This is a genomic window from Bacillus sp. Bwzl_19 (assembly GCF_054900515.1).
Map to the genome: position 1 here is coordinate 1,825,531 of NZ_CM142729.1, position 24,444 is coordinate 1,849,974.

General features: G+C 43.3%; 30 protein-coding genes, 1 other RNA gene, 1 pseudogene and 1 riboswitch. Of the genes and pseudogenes, 11 read left to right on the top strand and 21 right to left on the bottom strand.

Going from position 1 to position 24,444, the window contains the following annotated elements; genetic code table 11:
- Positions 1-12: 12 nt before the first annotated feature.
- The 3 genes and pseudogenes from ACW5MY_RS09500 to ACW5MY_RS09510 form a co-directional block, all read right to left on the bottom strand.
- Positions 13-1,140, bottom strand: a pseudogene (locus ACW5MY_RS09500) (RbtT/DalT/CsbX family MFS transporter); the annotation flags it as partial.
- Between the two features lie 68 nt (positions 1,141-1,208).
- Positions 1,209-2,675: an FGGY-family carbohydrate kinase gene (locus ACW5MY_RS09505; RefSeq protein ID WP_289394422.1), complete on the bottom strand. Its 1,467-nt coding sequence runs from the start codon at positions 2,673-2,675 to the stop codon at positions 1,209-1,211.
- Positions 2,676-2,693: 18 nt separating this feature from the next.
- Positions 2,694-3,695: a 2-hydroxyacid dehydrogenase gene (locus ACW5MY_RS09510; RefSeq protein ID WP_014471890.1), complete on the bottom strand. Its 1,002-nt coding sequence runs from the start codon at positions 3,693-3,695 to the stop codon at positions 2,694-2,696.
- Between the two features lie 121 nt (positions 3,696-3,816).
- Positions 3,817-3,909: riboswitch (SAM riboswitch) on the bottom strand.
- Positions 3,910-4,055: 146 nt separating this feature from the next.
- On the opposite strand from ACW5MY_RS09510, the gene ACW5MY_RS09515 reads away from it, so the two are divergent.
- Together ACW5MY_RS09515 and ACW5MY_RS09520 are read left to right on the top strand one after the other, a co-directional pair.
- Complete coding sequence (locus ACW5MY_RS09515; protein ID WP_013352498.1) at positions 4,056-6,110, top strand: molybdopterin oxidoreductase family protein; 2,055 nt, start codon at positions 4,056-4,058, stop codon at positions 6,108-6,110.
- A gap of 83 nt (positions 6,111-6,193) precedes the next feature.
- On the top strand, positions 6,194-6,478 hold the full coding sequence (locus tag ACW5MY_RS09520; protein WP_013352499.1) for a hypothetical protein: 285 nt from the start codon (positions 6,194-6,196) through the stop codon (positions 6,476-6,478).
- A gap of 43 nt (positions 6,479-6,521) precedes the next feature.
- Here the strand turns inward: ACW5MY_RS09520 and ACW5MY_RS09525 are convergent, their stop codons facing one another.
- Positions 6,522-6,746 carry a hypothetical protein gene (locus ACW5MY_RS09525; RefSeq protein WP_014471891.1) on the bottom strand — a complete coding sequence of 75 codons (225 nt, stop codon included), beginning with the start codon at positions 6,744-6,746 and terminating at the stop codon, positions 6,522-6,524.
- Positions 6,747-6,975: 229 nt separating this feature from the next.
- Between ACW5MY_RS09525 and ACW5MY_RS09530 the strand changes: the two genes are divergently transcribed.
- Both ACW5MY_RS09530 and ACW5MY_RS09535 read left to right on the top strand, forming a co-directional pair.
- Positions 6,976-7,554: a MarR family winged helix-turn-helix transcriptional regulator gene (locus ACW5MY_RS09530; protein ID WP_013352501.1), complete on the top strand. Its 579-nt coding sequence runs from the start codon at positions 6,976-6,978 to the stop codon at positions 7,552-7,554.
- Complete coding sequence (locus ACW5MY_RS09535) at positions 7,547-7,831, top strand: hypothetical protein (protein WP_014470312.1); 285 nt, start codon at positions 7,547-7,549, stop codon at positions 7,829-7,831. Before ACW5MY_RS09530 ends, ACW5MY_RS09535 begins: the two co-directional genes overlap by 8 nt.
- 418 nt (positions 7,832-8,249) lie before the next feature.
- On the opposite strand, the gene ACW5MY_RS09540 is transcribed toward ACW5MY_RS09535, so the two are convergent.
- From ACW5MY_RS09540 to ACW5MY_RS09560, 5 genes are all read right to left on the bottom strand, one after another.
- Positions 8,250-8,591, bottom strand: coding sequence for a YxeA family protein (locus tag ACW5MY_RS09540; protein ID WP_013352503.1), 342 nt, complete (start codon positions 8,589-8,591; stop codon positions 8,250-8,252).
- 655 nt (positions 8,592-9,246) lie between these two features.
- Positions 9,247-9,579 carry a chaperone CsaA gene (gene csaA, locus ACW5MY_RS09545; protein WP_289394423.1) on the bottom strand — a complete coding sequence of 111 codons (333 nt, stop codon included), beginning with the start codon at positions 9,577-9,579 and terminating at the stop codon, positions 9,247-9,249.
- A gap of 69 nt (positions 9,580-9,648) precedes the next feature.
- Positions 9,649-10,359 carry an AraC family transcriptional regulator gene (locus ACW5MY_RS09550; protein ID WP_013352505.1) on the bottom strand — a complete coding sequence of 237 codons (711 nt, stop codon included), beginning with the start codon at positions 10,357-10,359 and terminating at the stop codon, positions 9,649-9,651.
- A gap of 51 nt (positions 10,360-10,410) precedes the next feature.
- Positions 10,411-10,977 (bottom strand): TetR/AcrR family transcriptional regulator, encoded by a 567-nt coding sequence (locus ACW5MY_RS09555; protein ID WP_013352506.1) that lies wholly within the window; start codon positions 10,975-10,977, stop codon positions 10,411-10,413.
- Complete coding sequence (locus ACW5MY_RS09560) at positions 10,977-11,696, bottom strand: MBL fold metallo-hydrolase (protein ID WP_013352507.1); 720 nt, start codon at positions 11,694-11,696, stop codon at positions 10,977-10,979. Before ACW5MY_RS09560 ends, ACW5MY_RS09555 begins: the two co-directional genes overlap by 1 nt.
- Positions 11,697-11,920: 224 nt before the next feature.
- Between ACW5MY_RS09560 and ACW5MY_RS09565 the strand changes: the two genes are divergently transcribed.
- Positions 11,921-12,442, top strand: a complete 522-nt coding sequence (locus ACW5MY_RS09565; protein ID WP_013352508.1) for a hypothetical protein — start codon at positions 11,921-11,923, stop codon at positions 12,440-12,442.
- A 29-nt stretch (positions 12,443-12,471) separates the two neighbouring features.
- On the opposite strand, the gene czrA is transcribed toward ACW5MY_RS09565, so the two are convergent.
- Positions 12,472-12,804, bottom strand: coding sequence for a Zn(II)-responsive metalloregulatory transcriptional repressor CzrA (gene czrA, locus ACW5MY_RS09570; RefSeq protein WP_013352509.1), 333 nt, complete (start codon positions 12,802-12,804; stop codon positions 12,472-12,474).
- Positions 12,805-12,995: 191 nt separating this feature from the next.
- Here czrA and ACW5MY_RS09575 point away from each other — a divergent pair, with 191 nt between their 5' ends.
- The gene (locus tag ACW5MY_RS09575) at positions 12,996-13,661 is read left to right on the top strand and encodes a lysozyme family protein (protein ID WP_014470309.1); all 666 of its coding nucleotides are present in this window, start codon (positions 12,996-12,998) and stop codon (positions 13,659-13,661) included.
- A 60-nt stretch (positions 13,662-13,721) separates the two neighbouring features.
- Here ACW5MY_RS09575 and ACW5MY_RS09580 read toward each other — a convergent pair whose 3' ends face one another.
- Positions 13,722-14,258, bottom strand: a complete 537-nt coding sequence (locus ACW5MY_RS09580) for a DUF420 domain-containing protein (RefSeq protein WP_013352511.1) — start codon at positions 14,256-14,258, stop codon at positions 13,722-13,724.
- Between the two features lie 145 nt (positions 14,259-14,403).
- A complete protein-coding gene (locus ACW5MY_RS09585) occupies positions 14,404-15,186 on the bottom strand; it encodes a VLRF1 family aeRF1-type release factor (protein ID WP_013352512.1) in 783 nt (260 codons plus the stop codon).
- Positions 15,187-15,376: 190 nt separating this feature from the next.
- Here ACW5MY_RS09585 and ACW5MY_RS09590 point away from each other — a divergent pair, with 190 nt between their 5' ends.
- Positions 15,377-15,880 carry an N-acetyltransferase gene (locus ACW5MY_RS09590; RefSeq protein WP_013352513.1) on the top strand — a complete coding sequence of 168 codons (504 nt, stop codon included), beginning with the start codon at positions 15,377-15,379 and terminating at the stop codon, positions 15,878-15,880.
- A 65-nt stretch (positions 15,881-15,945) separates the two neighbouring features.
- The gene (locus tag ACW5MY_RS09595; protein WP_013352514.1) at positions 15,946-16,923 is read left to right on the top strand and encodes a S66 family peptidase; all 978 of its coding nucleotides are present in this window, start codon (positions 15,946-15,948) and stop codon (positions 16,921-16,923) included.
- A 36-nt stretch (positions 16,924-16,959) separates the two neighbouring features.
- Here the strand turns inward: ACW5MY_RS09595 and ACW5MY_RS09600 are convergent, their stop codons facing one another.
- The 7 genes from ACW5MY_RS09600 to ACW5MY_RS09630 form a co-directional block, all read right to left on the bottom strand.
- On the bottom strand, positions 16,960-17,343 hold the full coding sequence (locus ACW5MY_RS09600; RefSeq protein WP_289394462.1) for a hypothetical protein: 384 nt from the start codon (positions 17,341-17,343) through the stop codon (positions 16,960-16,962).
- A gap of 162 nt (positions 17,344-17,505) precedes the next feature.
- Positions 17,506-18,378: a 3D domain-containing protein gene (locus tag ACW5MY_RS09605; RefSeq protein ID WP_013352516.1), complete on the bottom strand. Its 873-nt coding sequence runs from the start codon at positions 18,376-18,378 to the stop codon at positions 17,506-17,508.
- A gap of 236 nt (positions 18,379-18,614) precedes the next feature.
- Entirely contained in the window at positions 18,615-20,393 is a 1,779-nt protein-coding gene (recQ, locus tag ACW5MY_RS09610) for a DNA helicase RecQ (protein ID WP_289394425.1), read from the bottom strand.
- 108 nt (positions 20,394-20,501) lie between these two features.
- Positions 20,502-20,687: non-coding RNA, 6S RNA (gene ssrS, locus ACW5MY_RS09615), on the bottom strand.
- A 216-nt stretch (positions 20,688-20,903) separates the two neighbouring features.
- A complete protein-coding gene (locus tag ACW5MY_RS09620; RefSeq protein ID WP_462061885.1) occupies positions 20,904-21,530 on the bottom strand; it encodes an FMN-dependent NADH-azoreductase in 627 nt (208 codons plus the stop codon).
- Positions 21,531-21,674: 144 nt separating this feature from the next.
- Positions 21,675-22,166 (bottom strand): TraR/DksA family transcriptional regulator, encoded by a 492-nt coding sequence (locus tag ACW5MY_RS09625; protein WP_065521107.1) that lies wholly within the window; start codon positions 22,164-22,166, stop codon positions 21,675-21,677.
- A gap of 82 nt (positions 22,167-22,248) precedes the next feature.
- Complete coding sequence (locus tag ACW5MY_RS09630) at positions 22,249-22,629, bottom strand: hypothetical protein (protein ID WP_353131713.1); 381 nt, start codon at positions 22,627-22,629, stop codon at positions 22,249-22,251.
- A 92-nt stretch (positions 22,630-22,721) separates the two neighbouring features.
- Between ACW5MY_RS09630 and ACW5MY_RS09635 the strand changes: the two genes are divergently transcribed.
- Entirely contained in the window at positions 22,722-22,955 is a 234-nt protein-coding gene (locus ACW5MY_RS09635; RefSeq protein ID WP_289394430.1) for a hypothetical protein, read from the top strand.
- On the opposite strand, the gene ACW5MY_RS09640 is transcribed toward ACW5MY_RS09635, so the two are convergent.
- Positions 22,942-23,424, bottom strand: coding sequence for an Hsp20/alpha crystallin family protein (locus ACW5MY_RS09640; protein ID WP_289394431.1), 483 nt, complete (start codon positions 23,422-23,424; stop codon positions 22,942-22,944). The two genes, ACW5MY_RS09635 and ACW5MY_RS09640, sit on opposite strands and share 14 nt — an antisense overlap.
- 70 nt (positions 23,425-23,494) lie before the next feature.
- Here ACW5MY_RS09640 and ACW5MY_RS09645 point away from each other — a divergent pair, with 70 nt between their 5' ends.
- Complete coding sequence (locus ACW5MY_RS09645) at positions 23,495-23,767, top strand: hypothetical protein (RefSeq protein WP_014470303.1); 273 nt, start codon at positions 23,495-23,497, stop codon at positions 23,765-23,767.
- Complete coding sequence (locus tag ACW5MY_RS09650; RefSeq protein WP_013352524.1) at positions 23,764-23,997, top strand: hypothetical protein; 234 nt, start codon at positions 23,764-23,766, stop codon at positions 23,995-23,997. Before ACW5MY_RS09645 ends, ACW5MY_RS09650 begins: the two co-directional genes overlap by 4 nt.
- A 44-nt stretch (positions 23,998-24,041) precedes the next feature.
- On the opposite strand, the gene ACW5MY_RS09655 is transcribed toward ACW5MY_RS09650, so the two are convergent.
- The gene (locus ACW5MY_RS09655; RefSeq protein WP_003153783.1) at positions 24,042-24,386 is read right to left on the bottom strand and encodes a PH domain-containing protein; all 345 of its coding nucleotides are present in this window, start codon (positions 24,384-24,386) and stop codon (positions 24,042-24,044) included.
- Between the last annotated feature and the right edge of the window lie 58 nt (positions 24,387-24,444).

Sequence of the window (24,444 nt, forward strand, 5' to 3'; positions counted from 1 at the left end):
GCATTTTCCTGACTGTACCCCGACAAGACCGATAAATGCCCAAGCCAGCGCCGGGCCGACAAACGCTGACAGGCCGGCAGCCAGATTTAATACAGACATGGCCGCCCCCTTATCTTGGCCAGCTGCTGTCGGGACAATGGCTCCAATCGGAACGAACCCGGCAAGAAGGCCTCCCCAAATGAAGCCGATAATGCTGACGAAAAGCAAGTTCCCATGTGATATAACAGGAGCGTAATATAATAAAAGGGTAAAAATGCCGCAGCTCACTCCTCCGAACCACATGACGGTCTTTTTCCAGCCGAATGCATCGCCGACTGCACCGAATATTAAGTTAAAGACGATATTGCCTAGAAAAATCGTTCCCCATATCTGCAGCCATACATTTGTAGAGATACCGTGCTGTGCCATATGCATGGGGAGAAATACCGGAAATCCGTATGTTCCGATGCTGTTGATGATCCGAATAATACCCCCTGAGAGCACACGCGGATTTTCAGCAAGAATGGTGATTCCCTTCATTAATTCCTGCGCCTTTTCCTGCTTATCTGCTTTTTTCTTTTCAAAGCGGTCCCTATTTAAAATCAATGCAAAAAACGCGCCGAGGCATACCCAGAAAATCGAACTCCAAAGGGTATTCAAATAGCCGAATGATTTGATCGCCCAGCTTGAATACCAGGCTCCAAACACAAACATGCCGCAGCAATAAGCAATCCAGAACCAGCCGACCGCCGTACTGAGCTTGTTTTTCGGCGACCGGTAAATCACCCAAGTCAAAAAAGAATAGGCAAACAGCGGATACCCCAGCCCTTTAATAAAATACGTGACATACATCACCGGCAAATTAAGATATTCAAATCCGTATGCGATAAACGCGGCTGTTCCGATGACGTAAAATAACAGCCCCATAAACATCGTCCGCTTTGCCCCGAAGGCTTCGAGGCAGACGCCTGAAAACCAAGACGCTGCTGCAAGAGAAATACCGTAAACCGTAAACAGGGACGCTGATTGCTGAACCGTCAAGCCGTTTTCAACTAAAAACGGACTGAGCCAGCCTTGCTCAAGGCCGTCTCCCATCATAAACAGCACCACTCCCAAAAACCCCCAGGTAAGCTGTTTCGGAATTCCTATTTTATTAAGCATTTTTTGTTCCTCCTCTGCAGACTTTCATGTTGTCATTAATTCATTCAGAAATATATCCCAGCCCCGAGTCAGGCTTTCACCGCCGGCTGAAAATGCGTAAATAACCTTTGCGTATGTTTCCATTCTTCATATAGGAAGAGATCCGTCTGATCCGATTCCGGTTCAATAACTTTTGTGTTACTCGAAAGCTCTTCTTTCACACCGAGAGCCTCGTTGCAAATCACCGCCGCCCCCATCACGGATGCCTGACTGAAGCCTTCTCTCTTATAAATCTTCTTTTGCAGAAGGTTAGCAAGAAACTGTGTCAATGCATCACTTTGGAAACCGCCGCCGCATACTTTCACATCATTCTGTGAAAAGGAAGTTACCTCTGTTAACGCCTCATAGTTCCATTTAATTGAAAAAGCAATTTCCAGCAGTGCTGCTTTGACAAAATGCGCTCTGCTTAAATTTTGAGACAGCGGGGCGTCAAAGATAAATCCGCCTTTTGCAAGTGCGTTTTTCTCAGGCGATAAATAGGAGCCTAACGCAGAAACACACGCATGATCATATTTCGGCAGCCTTGCAATTTCCCGTTCCATGATGCCGTAGGATTCATTCGGATAAAAAATGGATTTTAATTTTTGATAATTGAGCCCGGTTACACCCGGATTTGTTTCAAGAAGCCATTGACCTTCTTCTGTGTGGCAATTCAGCCATGCTTTCTCTAAACTTTCAGTTCCGGCCTCTGCCGTTATCTTTGTAATCGGCGTTGTCGTGCCGGATATGATGACGATATCCCCCGGCTTTGCATCCGCACTTTTGATGGCAAGCTGTGTGTCTCCTCCGCCTGCAATCACAGGTACCCTTTCCGGAAGGCCGAGAACCTCCGCTCTCTTAAACGTTAACATTCCGACAACCGTCCCGGATCTGACGAGTGAAGGCAGAATGGAAGAAGGAACACCGAAGATATTGCATAATTTTTCTGACCACGCTTTTTTCCTTACGTCAAACAGCAGCGTTTCGGCAGCCTGTGACGGCTCATAGCTCAAAATTCCGCTTAGCTCAAATGTCACCCAGTCACTGATGCTCGTGATATACGTCACTTCTTTCCATAATGACGGCTGTCTTTCTTTTAATCCGACAAGTTTCATTGCGGAAAATAAAGCGCTCGGGAGACGTCCGGTTTGCTGATGCACTTCATCTTTTAACTCAATTCCGCTTTCCCATTCGCGCCCTCTGTTATCAATATTGGGCAGACCGAGAAATGCTTTTTTATCTTTATTGATCAGAACAACTCCCTGCCTCTGGCTTGTTGAGGTAATTCCGATTAATGTAATATGAGGACTTTTGGCAATAACCGTCCTTGCCATCGCGCTGATTTTCGTCCATATTCTTTCCGGCGAGAAATAGCGGCCGTCTGGATAAAGCGGATCTGTCACATATTCAATGTCTTCCCTTTCAAGTGCGGTCACTTCGCCGCCGGCAGTCACAACCGCGACTCGCGCATTCCCCGTCCCGATGTCAAATACAAGGTAGCCTTTTTGTCCAGCCATTACAGCTTCCTCCTTTTCCTATCCCTTTGTTTCAAGTTCTCTTTTGTTATAAAGTTCACGTATTGAGCAGGTTTGATCTTTTTTCCATTTGAAAAGCGCTTCATTTAAAATCCTCACATGATGATCCTCCACTTCAAATGGTGCCCCCGCTAAATGGGGAGTCGCTAACACATTCGGCAAAGAAATGATTTCATAATCAGAAGATTCAGGCGGTTCGTGATAAAATACATCAAGGATCGCTCCTTTAATCCGCCGTTCTTTCAGCACCCGCAACAGCTCTTCTCTGTCTGTTACCGCCGCTCTTGACGTATTGACAAAAACAGCTTCTTGTTTCATCAATTGAAAGTGCTTGGCGCCGATAAGGCCGATGGTTTCTTCTGTGCGCGGCAAGTGAACGGAAACAATATCACTTTCAGAAAATACCCGTTCCATCGTCGTTTTTTCATACTCCCGGTTTTCATGATTGACAAATGGGTCATAGTACAGCACCTTACAGTCAAAGGCGGCCAATAGCCGGGCGATTCTCTGTCCAACAGCTCCGAAACCGATAAGACCGACTGTTTTTCCCGTCAGCTCATTTCCTCTGAATTTGACGTAAGCCTGCAAATAATCACCATTCCATTTCCCATCCTTCAGCCACTGATGGGAAGAATACGTATGACGCAAAAATGAAATCACATTTCCGATAAACAGTTCAGCAACGGCCTGGGCATTTCGGGCCGGTGTAAAGAAAACAGGAATCTTTCTTTTAGTCGCCGCCTCAATATCCACATTAGACGGCATCCCTCTGCAGACGCCGATAAAAGCGGAATCCGGCAATATGTCAATGACACGCTCAGATACCTCATCAAGTTCAGTAATAAGCCCCGCCGCATTTGTCTCTTGGATCATCCGGATTAATTCGTCTTCCCGATAAGCCCGGCCGTGCTTCTTCCACGGCCTGTGCACAGTCCGGCCGAACAGCTCTGTCAGCTCCTTCAGCCCCTCGTCGTGATATGGTGCGGTAATTACAACCGTCATGGTGCAAAACATCCTTTTCACATAAATTTTTTCACAAAAAAATCTCTTTCCCCGAAGAAGGAAAGAGATTCATATACCGTCTTTATCCGCTTGAAGCGTACAAATATGTATAGATCATTCTTTCCTATCTTTCAAGCGTACGCTTGCTGGAATTGGCACAATAAATGTTGCCGAGGTTTCATAGGGCCAGTCCCTCCACCTCTCTTGATAGAAAATAAAATGATGAAATTGTCAGGCTGTTTAAAAGAATAAACCCATCATAGAAAAGTCTTTCCTGGATGTCAACACTTTTTTCAGAATTGACGTTCGATTTTGAAATGTTATAATGCTTACAATATAAAAAAAGAGGAGAAATGGGCTATGAATTCTGCAGCAGAACAGCCAAACGGGGTCTTTAAGTCGGTATGCTCACTGGACTGTCCCGATCAATGCGGTTTGCTTGTGACAAAAAAAGACGGAAAAATCGTTAAAATTCAGGGAGACCCAGATCACCCTGTCACATCAGGAAACATATGCAACAAAGTCAGACACATGGCTGAGCGCATTTATGATGAGAAGCGGTTAACCGCTCCGTTAAAGCGGATTGGTGAAAAAGGCGAAGCAAAGTTTGCGCCTATTTCTTGGGAGGAAGCGATCAATACGATCAGTGCGCGCTGGAAAGAGCTGATTGCCGAAGAAGGAGCAGAAAGCATTCTTCCGTACAGCTTTTACGGCAATATGGGAAAACTGGCTGCAGAGGGAATGGACCGCCGTTTTTTCCATCGTCTCGGGGCGAGTCATCTTGAACGTACGATCTGCAGCAAAGCCGGATCTGAAGGCTATAACTATACAATGGGAGAAGGCGCGGGTACTGATCCTGAGGAGACCATCCATGCAAAGCTCTTTATTTTTTGGGGAATCAATGCTGTCAGCACAAATATGCACCAAGTCATGATTGCTCAAAAAGCCCGGAAAAAAGGAGCTAAAATTGTCGTTATCGATGTACATAAGAATCAAACCGGCCGGCTTGCCGATTGGTTTATTCCCATTCGTCCCGGCACAGATGCCGCACTCGCTCTCGGTATCATGCATGTCTTATTCGATGAGAACCTTCACGATGAAGCATTTCTCACAGAATACACCGAAGGCAGCGAAGAATTAAAAGCGCATATCAAACAGTATGATCCGGAAACGGTTTCTGTTATTACAGGCGTTAAAGCCGACAATATCAGACGTCTTGCGAGAATGTACGGTGAAGCCTCCCCTTCCCTTATCAGGATCGGAAACGGCATTCAGCATCATGACAACGGCGGAATGATCGTCCGCACCGTTGCCTGTCTTCCGGCTGTAACAGGACAATGGCTCAACACCGGGGGAGGCGCAATCAAACATAACAGTGCGGTATTAAACTATAACAGACAGGCGCTCCAGCGTCCTGATCTGCTATACGGCAGAAAGCCAAGATCATTTAATATGAACAGGCTCGGAAGCGTTCTTTTAGAAACAAATCCGCCCGTGCGCTCCCTGTTTATTTACGGCACCAATCCCGCAGTGGTTGCCCCGGAAGCGAATAAAGTCAGAAAAGGCCTGCTGCGGGAGGATTTATTTACAATCGTTCATGATTTATTTTTAACGGAAACCGCCAAATATGCGGATATTGTGCTCCCTGCTGCATCTGCTTTTGAAAGTACGGATTTTTACACGTCTTACTGGCATCATTTTATTCAGCTGCAAAAACCGGTGATCGAACCGTATGGAGACAGCAAATCGAATACAGAAGTGTTCCGTTTGCTTGCCGGGGCGATGGGCTTTACCGAGCGGGAGCTTCAGGATTCTGATGAAGAATTAATCAGACAGGCGCTGGACTGTCCCGACAACCCGTATATCGAGGATATTGATTACGATTCGCTCTCACGCCATTCCTTTATGAGAGCCAAACGGAAAAAACCGCTTTTCCCGGGCAAGCTCAAGACACCAAGCGGAAAAATTGAATTATATTCTGAAAAGATGAAACAGGAAGGTTATCCGGCGTTGCCGACGCACAGTCCTCTGAAGAGCGATGACGATTTTCCGTTTCTATTTGTTCCGGGACCGAATCATAATTTCTTAAATTCAACGTTTTCGAATAATGAAAAACACGTAAAACTGGAAAAGGCGCCAAAGCTTTTTATTCATACAGAAGATGCTGCCCGCCTAGACATAGAAGACGGAGAAACTGTAAGAGTTTGGAACCACCGCGGTGAATGTGAATTGACAGCTTCCGTCGGCGAACAAGTCCTTCCCGGCGTTGCAGTCAGCCAAGGTCTTTGGGCCGACATGGATGATAAAAAACAGCTGGTCAATTCGCTCACCCCCGATCGGCTGGCGGATATGGGCGGAGGCGCTGTTTTCTTCTCCGGAAAGGTGCAGATCGAAAAGCTCGGAAAGCAAAAATAAGCTCCCCCGGTCTTACTGAAGGTGAATCTTTTCGGCGGTTTTGACCGTATAAAACATGATAACTTTTATTGGAGGTTTGCTGTATGGATATATTTACCGGCATCGGCATCGCTTTAGCCGGATATTTCATAGGAGACGGATTAAAAAACTTTAAATCACCTGATTCTCATGAACACACTGACCAAATTCTTATTAAGGAAAAAGATCTGCACTTCTATATTGGCCATTATTTAGGAGTTACAAAGGAAGAAGCGAAACAAATCGTGCCTGACACTTCCGGCATTCCGCACATTACCAGAAACGGAAAGCGGTATGTACAAAAGACTGCATTAAGAGAATGGCTGACTACTATGCTGGAAAAAGATTAACACCTGCCACGAAAAGCGGGAAGAGTTCTTCTCTTCCCGTTCATTAAGACATGCCGCCCTTTTTCTCCTCAACCCCAAACATACACCGGATATCGTCCTTATTTAAGGAAACATTCCCTTCTTTTGATTTCAAATAAAACCCTTTCTTGTATAATCGTAAGATCTCACCATATGAAAGCTCATGACGAAGAAGCGCCATCAAACGCCCGTCTTTTTCATCCTGTTTATTGAACCATTCATACTGTTCTGACCAGTTCACTTTCTGCATGTCAAACACCTTCTCACTTTGGATTCAGCTTTGAGTCCTCTACTATTTCTCTTACCTGTGATATCTTTGTTTCCTAATAAAGTATCCTTCAAACTTTTCCAAGGGTTTTGCATCCCTCTCCCCTGTGAAAACAAACCGTAAATCCCTATTAGTCACCATGTTGACTTATTTTCTATTTCGATGTATATTATAACTGTCAACAAGGTGACAATTTAGATTGGAGATAACTATGGATATTAATTTACTAATGAAGGAACTGCATTTTATGCAACAAAGTTACGCATCATTATTTTCGGTTGTCAATAAGGTGCAAACTCGGGGGGACGAATACTTAGAAGCGTTGACTTCCCGACAGCACATGACTCTTATTGCTATTGCCCATTTACCGACGGAAGATACCACACTTATGAATATCGCTAAAAAGCTGGGCACAACAAAACAAACCGCTAACAAATTAATTTCAAGCCTCGCGAAAAAAGGATATGTTCACACTTTGCCAAGCAAACTGGATAAACGTTCAATCAATATTGAAATTACCCCTGAAGGAAAAAAAGCGTTAATTTCCTACACAGAAAAATCCACCTATTTTTTAGCGGATATGTTTCATGACTTCACAACTGATGAAATTGAAACATTCTGGAGGCTGCTGCAAAAACTTTATCGTTTTGATGGTGAAGAACAGGTTGGTTTTGAAGAAAAAGCACATTTACAAGTTAAAGATCAGGCACAATTCATCTCAGATGGCTATGAAGAAAAAATCATGGCTGAATTTTCAAAACGGCGATATGGGAGTGCAGACGGTGAATAATATGCTTTATCGAAAAGTAAAAGAGACAGAGGATAAGATGAAGGAAAAAAGCGATGAGCTGAAAGATAAAATCTATCAATTTATTTCTCATGCCAAATATAAAATTCATTGCAAACGTAAACTGAACCGAGCCGGCAATTATATATCAATTGCCATTGGACTCTTTATCCTAACTGCCTCATGGCTGACTGCAGCACAATGGCTACTTTGGATAGGAGTGGCAAGTATTTTGAGTAATACTTGTATGCTCATTATTAATCCGGTTAGAAAAATGTGATTTTTGTGGTGACATATTTTGTCGCTTGCAGTATGACTTAATAGCTGTTTTAAAGTAATCATCTTTTGAATCCATTCGTAAATCCCTCCTTCGTTTCTCTGACCAGAACACATATCCACATTTTGACGCACTTTGTTTTTACTGACCGAACGGTGTCGCAATATACGGCATCCCATTCCGTTACTCCATCATTGCTTTCGGGTATATCTGACTGAACGATTCGTGCACCCTTTGCCATTATACGAGTGGACAGTAGCACTGAATCAAATTGAGTTGGTTCGAAAGAATGTTACGATCCTTTTACGCCTCCCAATTTGGGGTGGTTGATTCTGATAGGAATAACGTTCCGATCAACTTTGTCCTGGACTGAACATTGTTCGTTTCAGCTGATCGAAACATTACTTACCTCAGGTTGTTGTTATTTCTTTAGATTAAATCGGCCTTTGATCTTTTCCGGCAGTTTATCGGATTTAATAGCTTCAGGTTCCCCAGTATATCCGTCATGGCTCCTCGGCACACGTACAATGTCCCCTTCTTGATAAGGCTTTTCAACAAAGAAAGAGACCATTTTTTTCTTACCTTTCTCGTTATACCCTTCTAAATTGTAAACGTAATTGTCTTTGTTTTCGTTTTTTTCTGCCTTTCCATGAATTTGAACATAATAATCGCTTTCTAGTACAGCGCCTCGATCAGCGCAACCTCCTAACATGAAAACCGATAGACAGCCTAATACTATAATAAAAACGGTCATTTTTTTCATTTTTCATCACTCCTTACTCCTTTTATAGTTCTTATCTAATACTTTATTGTGAAGAAATGCGGTTATCTTACACTCACCTTACTTTTTTGTAAGAATTCCTATACAAAAGTCGTGATTGTTTTACCCACATGATCATTGATGATGTGCTCGTTGGTAACAAAATGTGACGACCTCTTCACTTATTCCTCTATTTTGAGGACCGACAGAACTACATGATGTCTCTCTGTTTCGTTCTCCACTTCTGGATAAAGCAATGGTTCAGGCTGAACTATCGTTTATAGACTTATTTAAGTATATATACTTAACCAAGGGTCGGGTTCATAATGAGCTATACCTCGCCAGGTTCACAAAATTATGCTTCCAATTCCTCAAAGTAACTCTGCTTGAATTTTCGTTCCAATATACCAAAGAAATATCCCTTTAATCCCTTCTTAATCTGACCTAATTTAAACGCCCTGACGAGAGGTCATGCGGTAATTCAGCCCTCATTTCAATAATTTCTCTTGCATTTCTGCACCCGCCATGCTATATTCATATAGCGATGAGCTGAATTGTGTAAGCCGATGCACATGCCCTTGCGGCACACACGAATGTGGCGTGTGGTGTATCGCCTCAATACGCAAAAGACGTTTGCTTCTGCAAACGTCTTTTTTTATTATCCGATTTTCGTTCCGTTCGGTACGGTCTGCTTGGGCGTAAGCAGAACCACGTCTCCTTCTTCCGGGATGCCGCCGAGAACGAGTACTTCTGACTTAAATCCGGCAATCCGGCGAGGCGGAAAGTTGACAACAGCGGTGACCTGCCTGCCCGTCAAATCATCCGGTTCATACCGTTTTGTAATCTGGGCGCTTGATTGCTTCATACCGATTTCTTCGCCGAAATCTATTGTCATCTTTATGGCCGGCATCTTTGCTTCCGGAAATACTTCTGCTTTTACGACCGTTCCTATTCTGAGATCGAGCTTGATAAAATCTTCCATGACTGCCATTTCAAAAACTCCTTTTTTTACAATCATGATACCAAAAAAAGACGCAGTTTATTTAACCGATCTTCGGGTTTATTTATCCGTTTGAAAGGTGTTTCGGTAAGCGCGCGGCGTTATTCCCTTATGTCTGACAAACCATCTGGTAAAGGAAGACAAATTTTGAAAGCCGACCTCATACCCGATGTCTGTCAGCCGGTCTTTTGTTTCAATAAGCATTTGCTCCGCTTTCTTCATCCGAAGCTCGGCAATATAAGCTTTGGGGCTTTTCCCCGTCTGCCTTTTAAACCAGTCGGAATAATAAGCCGGGTGGTAATGTTCCATTGCGGCGAGCTCTTTGATTGTAAATGTCTTTGAGAGATTTCGGCGGATATACGCGATTGAATCATTCGCAGCGCTTTCTTGCATCTTTTCAGCAATATATTCTGCGAGCAGACTCAATGAATGAACCGACTGCTGCTTTGTCTCTTCTGTCAGCAGAAACCGAATTGATGCCCAAAAAGAATCAAGCTTATTGATAACGCCGGGTTCAAATGATCCTTTTAAAAAATATGCCGGCATGTCAAGTACGAGACATTCATTTCGTTCCAAAGAACGGAACCGGTGTTCATGCCCGGGCGGAATATACAGCATTTGATCCGGTTTTAATCTAATCTCACAGCTTTCTGTCTCCAAGTCCAGCTGTCCTTCAAGCGGAAAGAGCATTTGACAGTAGGAGTGAGTATGAGAATCAAAAATATGTGAATACGTGCGCCGTTCACAAATGAGGTGCTGTAATGAATCCATTTGTCCCTCCTTTTGGATAATCCGTTTTATTCATTAGTTTACATAATATTATTATTGTTCACTCGTTTGTAAACCTCTTAAAAAAGCAACAACGGCAAACTTCCGGCTTTCCTTAATTGATTCCGTTAATTCAAATGCACTCTGTTTTCTTAGCACGGCAAAGCCGTGAAGAAGGCTTCTCAGTCCTCTTGCGGCATGGATTGCGTTTTCGGGACGTGCATAACCATTTGCTGTCAGCTGCCTGACAACAAGATCCACAAGCAGGCTGGACAGCTTCTCAATTCGGCCGTCTTTTACTTTTTGAAATGTCGCTTCATATAATCCGGGATTGGCTTCGGCGAAATGGATATAGGCATCAGCAAGAGCGAGCAAAGCCGTTTCACCTGACAGGCCTGCTGAGGAGGCCGCCATTTTTTCATATAACATGGTTAAACCGGAGACGGCCAGCTCTGTTTTAATTCCATGAAGACCATCGACAAAATTATAAAGGGAAGGCGGTTTTACGTTTAAGGACTTTGCTACCGCCGCAAGCGTCACTTCGTTAAGCCCTTTTTCGTCAGCAATGTTTGATGCCGCTCCGATAATCATGTCAAGGCTCATTCCGACTCTCGGCGACATTATGATCGGCCTCCCGGCAGGCTGCGTTCGGCTTCATCAGCCGCCTCAGCCATCAAATCAGCGGGATTGTGGAGAACGTTTCCATGCCCGGCGGCCAAAATGCTTGGTTTATGAGAGATAAGTGTTCTTGCGGTTTTGACAGCTTCTTCTTTATTCCATGTAGCAAAAGCCGGAAACGGAAATCTCCATTTCAGCTTACCTGAAACAGCGAGGCCTCCCCGTACTTGAAAAGCATCTCCGACGATCAGCATATCGTTTCTCAGATCTTTAAAAGCGAGGCTTCCCGGCGTATGCCCGGGGGCGGGAATGACAAGCAAAGATCCGACCCGCTCGCCGCCTTTCAGCAGATGATCAGGCTCGGTCTGAATATGTTTCGGCACTCCTCCCTTTATCGGCGTTTGTGCTTCATGCTCAAATAAAGCAGTGTCACCTTTCAGCAAGAAAGAATCCCGTTCAGAAATATAGACGGAAGCATCCGGAAATTCCGCGGATAATGAGTCAAGCGAACCGACGTGATCTCCATGCGCGTGGGTGAGTAAGATGTTATTCAGCGGTTTCTTAAGCTTCTGTAATGCTTGTTTGATTCCTTTATGACTGTTGGGCAGTCCGGCGTCAATCAGGGTTACTCCTTCTTCCTCTTCAACCAAATAACAATTCACCGGGAAAAGCGCAGGAAAAAAGGTCAGTTGCCAAACGGTTCCGTATTGTAAGATTCTCATCAATATCCCCCTAAAAACTAATAGTGTTAGTTTTATTATAACTAATACCATTAGTTTTTCAAGAACTTTCTGTTTAAATCCTGATAAAGGCGCGGCGCTTCTCTTATACCAAAAAAAGAAACGCGCATACTGTGATAAAAGATGCTTTCAGCCTGCGAATAAATCAGACTACTAAAACCAGCCGGATAAGCATACACTACTCAACGGAGGGGGAGTTCCGCACCATGCATATCACACTTCAAAGCATCTGCCCTGTCTTAATGATTGCCTTTTTTCTGTATAAAAAGGTGAAACGGTCCGTCGGCTTTCAGCCTTTGAAGCCCCGCTGGCTTTATACAAGAATGATTTTGTTTTCATTGCTGGCCGCCGCTCTGGCGTTTTTCAGCATCACACACCCGGCTTTATACGGCCATCTGATATTCGGAACTTTTTGCGGCTGGCTTCTGGTCCTTTTTGCCAAACGGAACCTTTCTTTTGAAGAACGCCGCGGAAAAATGTATTTTCGCACTCATCTGTGGATTGAACTTATTCTATTAACGTTATTCATCTCGAGGTTTGTTTATCGGGTTATTGAAATTTACCGAGTCACAGCGGATTTCACCCATCCGGAGGCGTACAGCCAAACGGTCGGCGCAGATCCGCTGACCATCAGTGTCTTTTATTTCATTGCTGTTTATTACAGCGGATTCTCTTTTTATGTTTTAAAAACGAGCAGAGACCAAACCAATAACGGTCAGTACGGCTGACATCCCTGTCTAAAAAGCAGGGATGTTTTTTAATCGTGCCGCGTATGGTGAATCATTTGCTGAAGCACATCTAACACATGTTCATCCTCAGGAGAATAATAAATGGATGTGCCTTCTCTCCGTGATTTGACGAGGCGCAGATTTTTAAGAAAACGCAGCTGATGAGAAACGGTGGACTGCAGCAAATTCAGCTTTTCTGCGATATCATTTACCGCGTGCTCACCCTGTGACAGTAAATGGAGGATTCTGATTCTTGTCGGATCACACAGCGCCTTAAAGGTCTGGGCAACCAAAAATAATGTTTCCTCATCTAAATCGACAGCGGGGTCATTCTTGTTTCCGGATTCGTGAAATTCAGTCATATACCTCACCCTTCTTTTTTTAAGTAGCCCAATTATACCAAATGTCAATTGATGCTGATACATCCTGCGCCTGGCAAAAGAACCGTTATTTTAAATTTATGTTTCAAATACGGGTTTCTGCTTGGTTTCGCGCGGTTATCTGTGTCATAATGAAAAAGTCATAATGCTCCTGAAATTGAGGGTGAAACACAGTGGAGAAAAAGAAAAAAGGCTGTTTCGCTGCCGCGGGTCTTATGATGATATGTGTTTTTGTCATGGTTTCCTTCTTTCTCATCCTGTTATTTTCAAATAATGAATTGCTCAAAAGTCTTCCGTTTGATGTCAAACCGATCGTGCTTGAACGGCTGACAGATTACAAACCGCTCGTAGAAGACGAGCTGGATGAAAAAGGACTCACCAAATATACATCGCTGGTACTCGGCATGATATATCAGGAGTCAAAAGGAAGAGGAAACGATCCCATGCAGTCTTCAGAATCTCTGGGTTTAAAGCGAAATGAAATTAAAAACCCTCAAACCAGTATCAAACAGGGAATCAAACAATTCACTCTCATGTATCAAGCAGGCAAGAAAAAAGGCGTAGATTTGGATACGATTATACAAAGCTACAACATGGGAGTCGGCTATATTGATTTTGTGGCTGAACATGGAGGATCGCATACTGAGGAACTGGCAAAACAATACTCCGAGCAGCAGGTCAAAAAGAATCCGAAATTATACACTTGCGGAGGGAATAAAGACAATTTCCGTTATCCCTACTGCTACGGTGATTACACGTACGCAGAAAAAGTAAAAGCAAAAACCAAAACCGTTGAACAATCCTTAAATGTAACAACACTTGAAACGCTTGAAGAGTAAAAGGCGCCCTGTATGAGGGCGCCTTTTTTCAATAAAAAAACCGCGCAGAGCACGGTTTTTTTAATAATACGGCGATATCATTAAGTATACAATGACACCCGTCAGACTGACATACAGCCAGAGCGGCATCGTCCATCTTGCGATTTTTTTGTGACGCTCCACCTGCATGCTGAAGCCTCTGATCAGCGTAAACAGCGCAAGCGGCACGATAATGGCGGAAAGACAAATATGCGTAATCAAAATAAAGAAATAAATTCCGCGAATAATGCCGTGACCGCCGAATAAAGTGTTCTCAGCTATCGAGTGGTACACGACATAGCAGATCAAAAACAGCAGAGTCGTCGTAAACGCCGCTAAAATAAAGCGTTTATGCGCCTGAATGTTTTTTTGCTTAATCATAAAGAGCGCTGCCAGCAAAAAGATAAAAGTAAAGCTGTTAAAAATAGCATTTAACATTGGCAGAATATGAATATTGGCTATGCTGACCTCACCCGATTTCGGCATAAAAAACAGCACCGCAATTAACCCGTTGATCAGAACGGTCAATGTCAGCACGATACCGGTATAACTTTTAGGTTTGTTTTCTGTCTGGTTCATCTTATGACCTCTCTCAATTTTACTGACTATCCAAATGGTATGAGAATTCAGCTTTGATGTCAACGGTTTCGCCCGCTTCGTCAGAAATTAGACAAACTTAAGCCCTAAAAAGACCGGGTCTTAAGAAACCCGGCCTTTCGTTTTATTACGCTTCCTTTAACAGTTCTTCTATGACCTTATGCTCATTTTCATTCAGCAGATTTTTTTGGATGATTCTATCAATCGGTTTGTTCATATGGTGATCGAGAATATCGGCTGTTTCCTTATCCCCCGCGATTACGAGACGCTCCCATTTGTGTGATGCGGCCTTTTGATCAAGGTTTGAAGCCAATCGTTTATACAGCCTTTTTTGGTTTTCTTCGACATGGGCTTTGGCAGCGTCTTCGTCCATCGATGCGGAACTTTCACTTACATCCTGCGGTTTCCACGATTCATTGATGACATCGTATTGGTAATGCTCCACACCCTCAATCTTTCCGAGTACTGTTTCTATGATCTTCACTTCATTCTGCTGTGTGAGAATAAAAGCCGTGCTCGGATATTGTTCACGAAGATGTTCTAATTGGTCAAGAACAGCCGTTTCTTCCCAATAAAACCGTGTTTCAACAGGCACCTGCAATTCAATCGTCTCCCAGATACCGCCTTCTCCAGATGCAAAAAATACGAGACTTCGCGGCATCTCTTTACCGAGCCCATCAATATATTGATAGACACGTTCCATGATGCGGACGAGAGATTTTTCTTCTTCCGGATCACTGGCAGACAGATACTCCTTTAATCTCCGAAAACCGGTTTTTAAGGCGATTTTCCACTCTTCCCCCTGCTGGTCCGGATTTCTCATATCCGTGTTTACATATAAGGAGAGCATTTTATCAGGAGATTCCGTCATCACGTACTTCAATTTGCCGATGAGTGAGTCAATTGCCATTATAGATTCCTCCTTTTTCCGCTGCTCACTGTTCCTTTCCCTAACCTGGCGGCTTTAAAAACGTCAATCCACATATACACGGCAGACTTTTCTAAGAAAAGTTTTTGCAAAACCCATTTACAAACCAAGACATCATTTACTACAATGGATACTTGTGTTTGACTAAGATGTTTTGCACTGTGAAAGGAGTATGAATTTGTTTACTGCAGAAGAAAGAGACCAGAAAGAGCTGGAAAAAGAACTTCATAAGCTTGAATTTCAGATTTTCAGGATGCGGGAAAATCTGAAAGATGTATCTAAAGACGCGCGAGTGCTTGGTATTGATCAATCGAACAATGACGATTGGATCATTGTTTCCTCGATTGATGATGGCCAAACATGTAAGATTATGCTGACTGATTGTGAATCAGCCTACCTGGGAAGAGGATGTTTTTCACTGATCGCTTCCTATTATGAAAATGCCATTCATATCGGGGACATTAAAGGCCCGCCAAACCACGGATACGGCTCAATCTGCATGAAGTTTTTAAAACATATCGCCAGAGAGCAGAATATCCCGAAAGTGACGGGTGATATTGCTAAGCGTGATTGGGATCATGTCGACAGACTCATTCATTTTTATGAGAAGCATCAGTTTGATGTCTGGATTGACAATGATACGCAATCAGGCGGCATTAAATGGGTCGACCTGTAAAAAACAATAGAAAAACCCTCTTTTATATGGTGTAATAGATAAAACCATAAGAGGAGGGTTTTTTCTTGTACCCGGAAAAATTGAAAAAAGGTGACGGCATTCGTATTGTTTCTCCGGCAACAAGCATGTCCGTCATGTCAGAAGAAAATATAAATGCCGCAAAGACAAAATTGGAGGAGCTGGGTTTTTGTGTCTCTTTTTCAGAGTATGCGAAAGAAATAAATGAATTTGATTCATCATCCATTGAATCGCGTGTCCGGGATCTGCACGAAGCTTTCGCTGATCCTGACATCAAAGCCGTTTTGACGACACTCGGCGGATTCCAATCAAATCAGCTGCTCCGTTATCTTGATTATGAAATCATCAAGCGGCACCCGAAAATCCTTTGCGGCTATTCAGATATTACCGCCCTCGGCCATTCGATTTATCAAAAAACCGGGCTTGTTACATATTCTGGCCCCCATTTTTCTTCATTCGCCATGAAAAAAGGATTGGACTATACGATTGACTCTTTCTTAGCCTGCTGTGCTTCTGACACTCCGTATGAAGTACTGCCTTCAGCCGAGTGGAGCGATGACAAATGGTATATGGACCAGGAGGACAGACGTTTTTATCGGAATCCGGGACCGCTCGTCATTCAATCCGGTTATGCGGAAGGAACACTGATCGGAGGAAACCTATGCACCCTGAATCTTCTGCAAGGCACGGAATACTTTCCCGAGATGGAACAAGTAATTCTGTTTATAGAAGATGATCATATGTCTAACATTCATATGTTTGATCGGGATTTGCAGTCACTCATCCATCTCCCCGCTTTTTCAGCCGTGAAAGGAATTGTTATCGGACGGTTCCAGCATGCTTCAAATGTGTCTGAAGAGGCTCTGCGTGCCGTCATCCGTACGAAAGAAGAACTGTCGTCCATGCCCGTTATCGCAAATGCTGATTTCGGCCATACCACACCTCTGATGACATTCCCGATCGGAGGAACATGCAGGATAGAAGCCGGCTCAGAAGGCGGACGGATATGGATCGACCAGCATTAACACAAGAAGACGGGGCTGCTTTCCCGTCTTTTTGTGTTAATGCCCCGGCGTGCGCGGAGCGATCTTGAACCGGCCGTCAGCCGCTGGCATCACCCATACGGGCGCTCCTTCATAAAAACGGCTGATTTCTTCATGACACACGGCATGTGCCAGTTCGCGTTTATCATACGTTCCGTCTTGATTTTTCATGTCTAAAAGGAGAACAAGCCCGCACCTGCCATTCATCGTTACGCCGGTGTGTCTCACCTTTTCAATAACGGCGGGCCTTCCCTTCCCTCTTTCAAGCGCCTGAAACAGCCTCACAGCCGGCATAGACAATCCGATGACCAGCAGCACAATGGCGCAAGCTGTGCATATACCTGCTTGAAATATCGGTGATTCTGTGAAGGCATTCCATAAAAATATAAGTTCCGGCTCCATTCGAATCATCCCTTCAGATGCCGTTTTCAAAATCATTGTCTCCATATCATATTCGAGGAACGCTTTTTCTTTTTCAGCATATAACGATTATACACAGACAAAAAAGGGAAGAAAAAAGAACACAAGGCATTTTGCCTTGTGTCCTTCACTCTCTATATGAAACTAGTCTAATACTTTAACATTTACTGTTCTGACGCCCCAGTTGTTAGCGTCACTTTTCTTTGCAACAAATACGTCAATTTTATTTCCTTTAATTGCGCCGCCTGTATCTGCTGCTGTTGCTACTCCGTAACCTTCAACATAAACCTTAGAGCCCAGCGGAATGACACTTGGGTCTACCGCGATGACTTTTGCATCAGGGTTTTTGTTTAAGTCAACTCCGGTTGCCGTTACACCGGAAATGCCGCCGTCGTTAGCAGAGTAAGCAGTTGCAGTCATTGTCAGCTGCTTTTTAGGCTCTTGTTGGTTTGTATTTGATTGAACAGGCTGCTGTTTTGCTTCGACAGCCTTCGCTTCTTGTTTAGGTTGTTGTTGTTCTTGAACAGGTTCTTGTTTAGGCTGCTCTTTTTGGACAGCTTCTTGTTTTGGCTGTGCTGTCTCTGCAGCTGGTTTTTGTTCAGTTTGCGGCTGGCTGGCTTCTTGAGCCGGCTGTGCAGCCTGAGCCTGACCTTTCACCTTTAAGGTTGTGCCTGCGTAAATGATATCTGATTGCAAGTTATTCAAGCTTTTCAGATTGTTGACTGATGTTCCGAATTTCTGAGCAATTTTCCAGAGGCTGTCGCCCTGCTTCACTGTGTACTGCCCAGATGTGGTTGTTTCTACTGAAGAAATAGTCAGTTTCTCTCCTTCAATGATTAAATCAGAAGATAACTGATTCCATTCTTTTAGGTCCTTTAGGTTCACTCCGTTTTTTTGCGAGATCCCCCAGAGCGTATCACCCTTTTGCACCGTGATTTCTTTTGCAGAAGCGTGAGCTCCAAATGCAGTTGTTGAAATTGCTGCAACTGCCACAAAGGACATAATCGTCTTCTTCATAAGTAAATCCTCCCTTGTTAGCTTTTTATTGGCGGCTAACAGGTGATATCGTAACATATGAAAATGTCAGTTCAATAACAAAACGATTTGATTTAGATTACAGTTCCTTTACATGAAACATTTCTCTCGCTTGGTAAGTCTTGCTGAAACCCTGATACAGCAAGGGTTTTCAAGCTTCTGATTTTTCCGTTGCGAACGGAAAACATAATGTGCAAATCTCTAAAAAAACTTTTTTTTCACTCTGTTTCTCTTACATAATTTCGGATTACTTCTAAAAAAAGCGCTCCGTATTTCAATCTTTTTTGTTCCCCTACCCCTTTTACGGAAAGAAGATCATGATCTGTTTTCGGAAGTTTCGCCGACATTTCTTTTAACGTCTGATCTGAGAACACGACAAATGGAGGCACGCCTTGTTCCGCTGCGAGCTCTTTGCGGAGACGCCGGAGAATCTCAAATAATTCATCGTTTTCGGTAACGGCGGCGGCCTCTAAGGCTTCTTTTCTCGCGACTGCGCTCTTTCCGAGCAGAACGTCCCTGCCTTTTTGTGTGACCATAAGCGTCGGAAATGTACCGTCCGCCATTCTGATATATTCATCTGAAATCAGGAATTCGATAAAATCACTGATTTCCCCTGTTGTTTGATGCTTCATAATGCCGTATGTGGACAGGCTGCTGAAGCCGTTTTCCAGCACTTTTTTATTTTTTGACCCGTTAAGCACCTGTGCGACCATCGTTTTTCCGAAACGCTCATTCATTCTGATAATACATGACAATACCATCTGCGCTTCTTTTGTGACGTCATGGGCTGTCCTTGTATCAGTGCAATTGCCGCATGCTCCGCAAGCTTCCGCCTCACTCTCGCCGAAATACTTCAGAATAAACCGCTGCAGGCAATCTTCCGTATGACAGTAATCCACCATCTGTCTCAGTTTTTTGAGATCCTGCTTTTGTTTTTCTTCTCCGGCTGCCGATTGGTCTATTAAAAAGCGCTGCACCATAATATCCTGCGGAGAAAACAAGAGCACGCACTCGCTATCGAGACCGTCGCGCCCGGCCCGTCCGGCTTCCTGATAATAGCTCTCCATATCTTTTGGAATCTGTGCGTGGAGAACGAATCTGATGTTGCTCTTGTCGATTCCCATTCCGAAAGCTGACGTGGCAACCATCACTTGTATCTGATCGTTAAGAAACCGCTCCTGCTGCTCTTTTCTGTCATCATCTGCCAATCCGCCGTGATAACGGCCGGCATTAATGCCGCTGCGTTTTAATTTCTCATATATACGGTCGGTTTCTTTTCTGGTCGCTGCATATATAATGCCGGCTTCGTGTTTATTTCTGTCCAGGTACTGCTCGATAAAACGGTCTTTGTTTTCGCCCTTTACTACTTTGAACGTTAAATTCTCTCTGGCAAAACCGGTATAGACAGTATGTTCTTTATGAATATGAAGCTGCTTGCAGATATCATCATGAACCTCAGGCGTAGCCGTCGCCGTTAACGCGATAATGACAGGAGGTTCTTTTAATTCATTAAAAAGGATTTCGATATTCCGGTAACTCGGCCTGAAATCATGCCCCCATTGCGATATACAGTGAGCTTCGTCTATGGCGACAAGAGGAACCGTAATATTCTGCAGGATGTGAATGAATTCAGGAGAAGTCAAACGCTCCGGTGTTATGTAAAAGAGCCGGTAAGCCCCTTCTTTCAAACCGGTCAGTCGCTCATGAATGTCCCGGCTTGTCTGAGTGCTGTTAATATAAGCTGCCGCGATACCCGCTTCTTCAAGCGCGTCGACTTGATCTTTCATTAAGGAAATAAGAGGGGAAATAACGATAGTGGTACCTTCAAACAGCAGTGCGGGAATCTGATAGCAGATTGATTTTCCGCCCCCCGTCGGCATAATGCAGACCGTGTTTTTTCTCTCCTCTGCAACTGATTGTATCGCCTGCTTTTGGCCCGCGCGAAGACTGTCGTAGCCAAAATAATGCGCCAGAAGGGATTGGGCTTTATCCAGCATATGTTGTAAAACCTCACTTTGTCTTTGATTCTTTCATTTTATCATACTGATAAAGAGTTCCGCTCAGTAGGTAATCCAAAATAAAAAGCCATCTCCGCAAGGGAAATGGCTTTCGCTACGTATGCCGTACGCAAGTAAGAAAGTTTTAAACCACCACTCCTCAAAGTGGGTGTTTGCAGAAGCGTTCCTGTCGTCCTCTGCAATGGAGGCATGACATTCCGGCTCCGATATAAAACTCCCTATTACAGCTTAAAGGTTAAAACTTAATTAACAATACGAACACTGTAGCTTCTCTTATATCCTACACCATCAGTCGTATTTTAGCAAGAGGGTTAATTCTTTTACAGAAAACCTTTTTTCTGTGTAAAAAATGCTTTTATCTCCATAAAAGTTGTTTTTTCGACAAAATATCAATATATCAATATAAGATCACTGCGAAAGTTGTCACCAGTTTCTTCTATATAATAGAAAAAACTCTTACACCCTAATGGGCGCAAGAGTCTTTGGAAATTAGAATTTTGCAGCCAGATCTTTCACTTCTTGCAGTCCTTTTTCAATGATCGCTTGAGCGTTATCCGGTGCGGCGTTATGGCCTTCAACGACAACAGTGTGCAGATCTTGAACTCCCCAGAAGCCGAGAACGGTTTTCATGAAGTTTAATGACATTTCAAGAGATGCCATCGGTCCTTCAGAATATACGCCGCCGCGTGCATTTAAGAGCGCTACTTTTTTATCCCCCATCAAACCTTTAGGCCCTTCAGGCGTGTATGTGAAAGTAACCCCTGCGCGAGACAGGTAATCAACATAAGTATGAAGCACAGCAGGCACTGTGAAGTTCCAAAGCGGGAAGGCAAATACGACTTTGTCAGCTTTGACGAATTGGTTTAAGTAAATGTCAGCAGTTGATGCTTGTTTTTTCTCTTCGTCTGTCATTTCAATTCCTTTTGAAGCTTTGAATGTTCCGTTAATCATATCTCTTCCGAGGTAAGGAAGGTTTTCTTTATGAAGATCCAGTTCGATCACTTCATCATTCGGATTGTTTTCTTTATAAGCAGCTAAAAACGCTTCGTATAATTTTACGGATACGCCTTCTTCAGCCGTACGGTCACTTGATTTTACAAATAATACTTGAGACATTCTAAATTCCTCCCGGTAATCTTTTAATATTTACTTACAAATAGTATGTTACTTTCTTTTTTATATAAAGTCAACGTTTTTATTTCGATTCCGAGATTTTTTATGGAATAAAAAAACAGGTACATGTGAATGTACCTGCTGATATTACTGTGAATCCTGCTCGCGATCCAGGATTTCGTAAGTTTGTGAGCTTTTTTGATCAACGGTTTCTTTATTTGAGAGGTCTTTCACCTGCTCGTGAAATTCCCTTTCATATGACGGAGCGTCTGTTTTCACATCTCCCTCTGCTTCTCGCTGCGCTTCGACAGTCATTCTGGCGTACGGAACGGCTTCAAGCCTTTCATACGGAATTTCTTTTCCCGTTTTTTCGCATATTCCGTATGTTCCTTTATCCATTCGCTCGAGGGCGTCGTTCACTTCATCTAAAAGATTCTGATCGACTTCATCCAAGGTCTGATTCGTGACCCTGTCCAAATAAATGCTTCCGTGATCAGCTAAGTGATTATCTACTCCGTTCGACAGTTCCCCTGTGTCTTCACTCATTGAATGATTTTCTTTTGATTCTCCCTGAAGACTTTCCTTTAAATCGATTAATTTATGATAAAGACTGTCCCGCTGTTCTTTTGATAATGACATGTTCAGCATCTCCTTTTTCGTCTGTATTCCTAGAGTCACAGTTATTACATACCCTCGAAAAAGGCGGCTGAAACAATGGAGATCAGTGCTTTCTCCCCCTGATCGTGACATTCGGGGCCGGCTGCTTTGTCTGTCTTTCTTCTTTTGCAGCATCATTTTGCTGGTTGTCCCGAAATTCTTCAGGGCAGGCTTTTTTGAGCTGATGCTCCGGCGTATGGTATGTGGCGCCGATATTCAGCATTCCGCTCAGCTCTCCTATATTCAGCTTTTCAAAATCAATGTTGTAGACGACTTTGTCCACTTTGACGCGCTCGATATGGACATATGTTTTTTCCCCTTCAATCGTTTGCGGCTCAGGATGACATTTATCCTGAAGCTCATCAAGCTGTTGCTCTACTTTCTTAATCCTGTCTAGTTCTTCTTCACATACTTTTTTGAAAAGCTCTTTCATTATTTTTTTCAAGAAAAATCACTTCTTTCCCCGTCACTCTTGGAAAGTTCTATGCGTCCTGCATTGCGAATATATAAACATGGTATACAAAAAGGAGGTGAATCATGATGTTTTTTCCATCCGTTATCAACTTTGAGCATATAAAAATGAACGGTGTCAGCGGCGGAGCGACGTTTAACATCGGTTCTTCCGTGATACTGAGGCGCACAGCCGTTAATAAAAGAAATGAAGGGTACGGTGAACAAAGCGGAGATTGCACCGTTGTCGTTATCCCTATCATGAGTATCGATGATACAGATCTAATCGACAGCACCGCCAATAAGGTCAGCCTTCGATAATGATTTGGCTTGCATCCCCCAGATGTTTAGCAATTGATATATATAAAATTCCGTCTTTGAACACCGCCTGCATTCCCTTCGTTCCCTGAGCGGAATGAGGAAGGTCGAGTTTTTTTTCGAAATCGCCGTATTTTCCGGTCTTCTGTTTAAAATCCTGTTCATTGAAGAAGGATTTTCTCGTGCCTTTTACGACAATATATTCTCCGTAGGACAGCAGCTGAACATCTTGTTTCCGGTAGCGGGACAAATACAGCAAAAATTGGAGCTCATCATGGGTTTCCACAATATCTATAAGAGGAAAAGTATCCTCATTCCTTCTCATTTGCCCATCTCCCTGTTGAAAGGGAAAGTTAGAATGGCCGTTTTGAAATGATTTCAATTGTTCATCATCAAAAACGTTTTTCCAAAAATCGCCGCCGGACATGTTTTGCGCCATTTCCATCCATTGCTTCATCTTGTCGAAGTCCATTTTTATCGCCCCCTGTTTAAGCATACGGTCATAACAGCCGGCATACACCTGTATTAAAGGAGGTTTGCCTGTGGTTCAACCAACTCCATATATCAATATTAATATTTTCATGTTGAAAATTAATTCCTTTGAAAATGCTTCAGCGGTGAATGTCGGACAAAATTTACTGGCAGAATGGCAGAATTCTGATAAAAAGAATCAGGGATACGGACAGAATTTTGGGGATGCGAGCGGCTTTTTTGGCACGAACGGCAAAGTGGATGACAGGGATCAAATTGATTCTCCGTCTACCTTCGAGTCAGCATGCGATAAAATTCCCGCCGGGAAAGGAGGCCCATTATGATGTTTTCGCCGGTTTTGGTAAATGTAGGGGGCTTTAAAGTGAATGCGGCCGACCGCGGTTCTTCCATTACGATCGGCCCCTATCAGCAAATCGATTATTTTTTATCCAATAAGATCAACTACGGATTCGGTGAAGAAAATGGTGATTTGGCACCGATTTATATTCCCATCAGTTCTATTGCTGATCCGGATCTTATTGATTCGAACTCCGGAAAAACAAGCATTATCTAATAAAAAAGCCATCCGCCTGCATTCGGATGGCTTTTATGTCATATTTAACTGCATAAGTATTTTGTTAAGATGGCTTGAACCTCGGTCAAGTCCGTTTCTTTTGCAAATTCCAATTCGAATGTTTTTCCTCTTGTCATTAAAACAAGACCTGTATCGGGATCAAACATCCCAGCTTCTTGAATGGCGAAGCTTTCAATTGTTTTATATGGAAGGAAGACGCGCACTTTCTTTTTGGAGAACATTTTATTATCAAAGAAAATCACTCGTTTATTTGTAAAGCATATTTGGTCAACCCGCAGTTTATAAATCGTTTCGATCCGTTCTCCCTCAACGAGCAAAGCCTCCAGCTTTTTTGTGTCGGTTGATCTGCTGACAGAAAAAATTCCCAATGAAGAACCCCACTTTCTGCTTCTATACTATTGTTTTATTACAATCATAAAAAATAAG